The sequence below is a fragment of the Peribacillus sp. CSMR9 genome (assembly GCF_033141925.1).
Classification (GTDB): Bacteria; Bacillota; Bacilli; order Bacillales; family DSM-1321; genus Peribacillus; species Peribacillus simplex_A.
On sequence record NZ_JAOPHO010000127.1, the window covers coordinates 1 to 4670 of the forward strand.

General features: G+C 35.8%; 7 protein-coding genes. All 7 read right to left on the reverse strand.

Translation table 11 applies throughout. From position 1 onward, the window contains the following. Nucleotides 1-324 (reverse strand): permease prefix domain 1-containing protein (locus tag N9I19_RS23905; protein WP_317779207.1); only part of this gene is annotated, 324 nt, incomplete at its 3' end. After that, on the reverse strand, nt 311-661 hold the full coding sequence (locus tag N9I19_RS23910; RefSeq protein ID WP_289338216.1) for a PadR family transcriptional regulator: 351 nt from the start codon (nt 659-661) through the stop codon (nt 311-313). The genes N9I19_RS23905 and N9I19_RS23910, both read right to left, overlap by 14 nt. Nucleotides 662-1148: 487 nt before the next feature. Next, a complete protein-coding gene (locus tag N9I19_RS23915) occupies nt 1149-2258 on the reverse strand; it encodes a DUF4030 domain-containing protein (RefSeq protein ID WP_317779208.1) in 1110 nt (369 codons plus the stop codon). 1 nt (nt 2259) lies between these two features. Continuing rightward, on the reverse strand, nt 2260-2820 hold the full coding sequence (locus N9I19_RS23920) for an RNA polymerase sigma factor (RefSeq protein ID WP_249596056.1): 561 nt from the start codon (nt 2818-2820) through the stop codon (nt 2260-2262). Between the two features lie 270 nt (nt 2821-3090). After that, the gene (locus N9I19_RS23925; RefSeq protein WP_317779209.1) at nt 3091-3486 is read right to left on the reverse strand and encodes an NUDIX hydrolase; all 396 of its coding nucleotides are present in this window, start codon (nt 3484-3486) and stop codon (nt 3091-3093) included. A 138-nt stretch (nt 3487-3624) separates the two neighbouring features. Further along, on the reverse strand, nt 3625-3882 hold the full coding sequence (locus tag N9I19_RS23930; protein ID WP_317779210.1) for a hypothetical protein: 258 nt from the start codon (nt 3880-3882) through the stop codon (nt 3625-3627). Nucleotides 3883-4248: 366 nt separating this feature from the next. Then, nucleotides 4249-4530 carry a hypothetical protein gene (locus N9I19_RS23935; RefSeq protein WP_214772308.1) on the reverse strand — a complete coding sequence of 94 codons (282 nt, stop codon included), beginning with the start codon at nt 4528-4530 and terminating at the stop codon, nt 4249-4251. Between the last annotated feature and the right edge of the window lie 140 nt (nt 4531-4670).

Below are 4670 nucleotides of genomic sequence, written 5' to 3' on the forward strand. Positions count from 1 at the left end.
CATATCTACTTGATCCAACGCCCATAAAACTCCACAGACAACAGTAGTAAGGACAAAAAATGTTAACGCTATATGAAGCACACGTTTGGCAAATACCTTTTGTGCTTTGAATAATTGACCGACGATAGAACGCATTTCTTTTTCTCCGCCGAAACGTTCAATAGAAATTTCAATTGCTTCTTGTTCAGACTTTCCTTCTAATTTTAACTCGTGAACAGCCTCTAATAAATGACCTTTCATTTCATCTTTTAATTCTTGTATTTCTTTTTTATTTCCGCCAACATTTTGATAAACCGAATCAACAAATGCTTCAATTTCTTTCATTTTTTCTCCCCCAATCCAAAAACGAATCAATCACATCTCTTACAAATTCCCATTCCAAACGCTTTTGTTCAAATCCTTCTTCACCCATTGATGTAAGTTTGTAATATTTTCTTCTTCCTCCTGGTCCTTGCTCATCCCCCCAGTAAGAAGAAATCCATTCATTCTTTTCTAATCTCTTTAAAGACAGATAAAGTGTACCTTCTTTTAATTCAAATTGATCATCACTCTTTTCTCGAACGATTTTGGCTAATTCATAGCCGTACATATCCCTCCTATGTAAAAGTGACAGGATGAGCGTGTCTATATGACCTTTTAAGACTTCTTTATTAATCTCCAATTTTTCCACCTCTTGGAATTAATATATTTTATATTACTTTATAATGCAAGGTATTCTTTCGAAGAAAATTATAAAACTTAATGCAACTAACCTGCCCCGATAGTGCCATAAAAAAAAGGCTGCCTCTGCAACCTTCCTTATTGAAGTAAAGCACCCGTTAGTTTAAGTACAAACCTTCACAATCTTGCTAACCAGCTACGTTAGCTTAATAAGAAAAAACACATTAGTTTGGCAATTTTCGGCTTACAGAAATAAGCCTTATAATTGAAATAAATTACATAGGGCATATTAACTTTAAAATGGCAGGGTCTATACGAAAATAAAACGATTTATTATGATAATGCTTTTAGTTTCTATTTTCACAATATTGCTGCATCAAACAATAATAAAGAAAATAACATACCTAATTTTCCCGAAGCAAGTTACTTTCGTTCATGATCCATTAGAAAAGGGCCATTTTTAGATTGGCCCTTTTCTAATTAATGATTTATTCGTTCATCCTTTTCTTATCTTTACTAGTAATGATGATTTCGTACGGATCGTCCTTTACTTTTTGCCAGATTTCCTCTGAATGGATGAAGTCTTCAGTCATGGTGTTAAGCTCCTTTGCTAGCTCAGCTGTTTTCAAATCAGTGCTTGGCAGATTCATGCGAATTTCAATCTGCATTTTTTCCCCGTCAATGCTTTTGTAACCAACACCGGAAACATGATATTTTTTATAAGTTATGAATTCATGCCAAATTCCCGTAACCGCATCAGACCAACGGCTGTAATGCTCTCTTTTAGCTAGATTAAAGGTTTTAGTTTTAACTTTAAAGGAATTATTCCCTGCAGTTTTTAATGCATCTTCCACTGCTTTTTGAATTTCAGCAATCTTCTTTTTGCTTTCAGTATTTGGAAATTCAAGTTCAATAGTTTCTGGGCTAGCCGATAAAGCATTTTCATAACCGTATGATTTCAGCACGGGATTAACAATTTCAAAAGTCTCAGTAATTTCCTTATCAATTCGTGCCTGCTTCTTCTTCCACGACTTCGGCTCGTCAACAAATTTCCTTACTCTGACATAATAATCCTCAATCCTGGTCCCCTTAAATTTTTCACCGTGAAGAATGTTAAATGAAATTTTTTCAATTCCTGGCTTCATTTTCTTTACTTTTTCATCAGATGCCTCTAAATAGATATAAACCCCTTCCTTATCCCCACCAATATGCTCCTGAACCTCTTTTATTGGATACCCTTCTTTTTTCAGTTCTTTCGTAATCAAATCAGAAAGATTTACATCATGATCATAGACGGAGCTAAGTGGCGGAATCTTTGCCAGCATTTTTGCCATCGTCGGTGATACGAATCCCGACCCCATAAATAGAACTAAACTAGCTGCTGCTGCAATCGTGAATGCGGCAATCTTTTTACCAAAAGACCATTGTTTTCTCATACTCCGTTGGAAATGAGTCCATTCCTGATTCACTTTTTCTATTCTACTTTCAGCAAACTCTCCATCCCTATACCTTTTAGGAATTTCCTTTGTAAATCTCTCGAGAGATATTGGGATCTGGAGCTGTTCCAATGTCTGCTTATCATCTTTTTTATGTCCCATATTAAACCTCCAGCGCATATTTATTGTTCTGCATTATTTCTCTGAGTTTTTTTCTACCTCGTGCCAACCTCGTTTTGATCGTGTTACTATTTTCACCCAGAATAAGACTTATCTCTTTAATTGGCAGGTCTTCATAGTAATAAAGTAGAATGGGAACGCTTTGTTCTTTTGGAAGGCTAAAAATCAAATTAAGTATTTCCTTCATCGTTTCATTTTGAATTGCGCGGTTCTGGGCAGATTCCGAAATCATTTTCACTATTACTTCTGGGTTTTCTTCAATAGTAGAAGAATGAATACGAGTGCTTTTACGGTAAATATCAATAGCTCGAGAGTACACAAGTCGATAAAACCAAGCCTTAAACTTTCGGATATCTTTATTTTTCATAATGCTAATGTAGCAATCTTCAAGTGCATTTTGCACCGCATCTTCAGCAAGATCCTTTGAACGGAGAATCAGGAAAGCCGTTTTAAAGGCAGACGGCAATACTTCCTCCACGAGCAGACTGAATGCCTCCCCATCTCCTTTACGGATGCGATCCATTAAATTTTGTTCATTATTCAAGTGAGGGTCCCCTCTCTATACTGTGTTCAATAGTATGTCGTTTTTCAGGATATGTTTGGTTTCACTTTTTATAAAAAAAGTTGCAGATGCGGCCTAAAAATCTGTTTTATTAATAAGCAACAGATCTGAATTCATCCAATGTAACATAACCTTTAGAATCATACGTTCAAAGGCCGCCAATTGGCGGCCTTCTTATGGCGCTAACGAACCCGTTAGTTCATTATGAAAAAGAGATGCCAATGCAACTCCCTTATTGAAGTAAAGTACCTGTTAGTTGAAGATAGATTGTACCTTTAAAGCAACTTCTTTCGGTTTAACGTCAAGGAGTGATAATTTTTTTATCTCTACCCATACTGGCAAATATGTACCTTTATCTCTAGATTCATAGGTGTATTCTTCACCTTGTCCAGTCCCAAAAGTTCCTTCGATAATTTCAGCTAAGAAAAAGTATTGTGTACCGTTAAACTCAACCTTTGCAAAGCACTCATTAACGTTGACTTTTACACCTAATTCCTCAAAAGCTTCTCTTTTTGCCCCTGTTTCAGGATTTTCATCTTCTTCAATTCCACCACCAGGAAAAACATAGTAAACAGAACCGTTCCTAATTCTTTTAATCAGTCCAACCTTGTTATTTTCTATAAGCACAACCGAACCTCTATCTCTCACACATTATCCTCCCTTATTGCATGCACTTTATTGAACTATCCTGCCCCTTTAGTTCCATAAGGAAAAAGCTGCTTTAAAGACAGCTCCGATCTTCAGCTAACGCACATGTTAGTGTTTATAGTAATTATTTTTAAACCGTTACAATCCTGTCATAGCAATTCCTACTACGATAATAATGAAACCAATTGGAAGAATAATTAAAATCGTTGCTGAAGCCCTTCTCCAAAACCCACTATGACTGTACCATGAAGCAAAGGCAGCAGCGATATAGCCAGTCAAAAGAAATACATACAAGAACCAGTAAGGTAAAGGTAATTTATCAATTCCAGGTATATAAAAAATGAAGTAGGTTCCTATTAATATTAGAATTGATATTATGCCGAGATACTTTCTCAATTTAACTCCCCCTTTATTTGTAACTTTACCATAAATGACCAATATGAAGGCCGACCAAATTATTAATTTCGTCTGTTTTAAACCTTTTTTAGTTAATAGTGATTCTGAAGGTTGCCCTGTGCTTCGCAATGTCTGACAATGTAAATCTTGTTTGGTATAATCCCCTCCCACCTATGTGGTAATAAACATTTCTATGTCTGTAATTCTCCTTCATGAACTAAACTGCCCCGATAGTTGCATAAAGAAAGAGCTGCCTTAAAGACAGCTCTGATCTTCAGCTAACGCACCCGTTAGTTTAAGAACACTCTTTCACAATCTTAACAATAGATAAAAAAGCCGTCCTAAAAGGACAGCAATTCAAATATATTAGTTTGAAATAGTTGGTACGAGTTTTGAAAATTTGCGATAACAGAAAATAGTTAATGTTAATGGTACTAAACTCCATAGATAAAAATATGTTCCATACTGGTTCCATCTTGCGGTTGTTGTAATCCCGTCTGCGATTTTTATCCCCATAAAATTCAACTGCAAATTCCCCTGTATTTGACTATTTGATAATCCGTAACCTTGCCCTACCATCGCAATAAATAATAAGCCGAAGCACCCTGCAAGCCCTAAAAACAACCATCCAACTTTGTTTTTGTTCAAGTTACCCCCTCCTAAAATTGTTTGTAACAAAGAACATTCTACAAATATTGGTAAAATCCTTGTTGAACTCCCTCAGTTTGATACGAATATCTCTCGAATGCTCACTTATTCGCAGGATTTCATAACCCTTGTAATTAGAC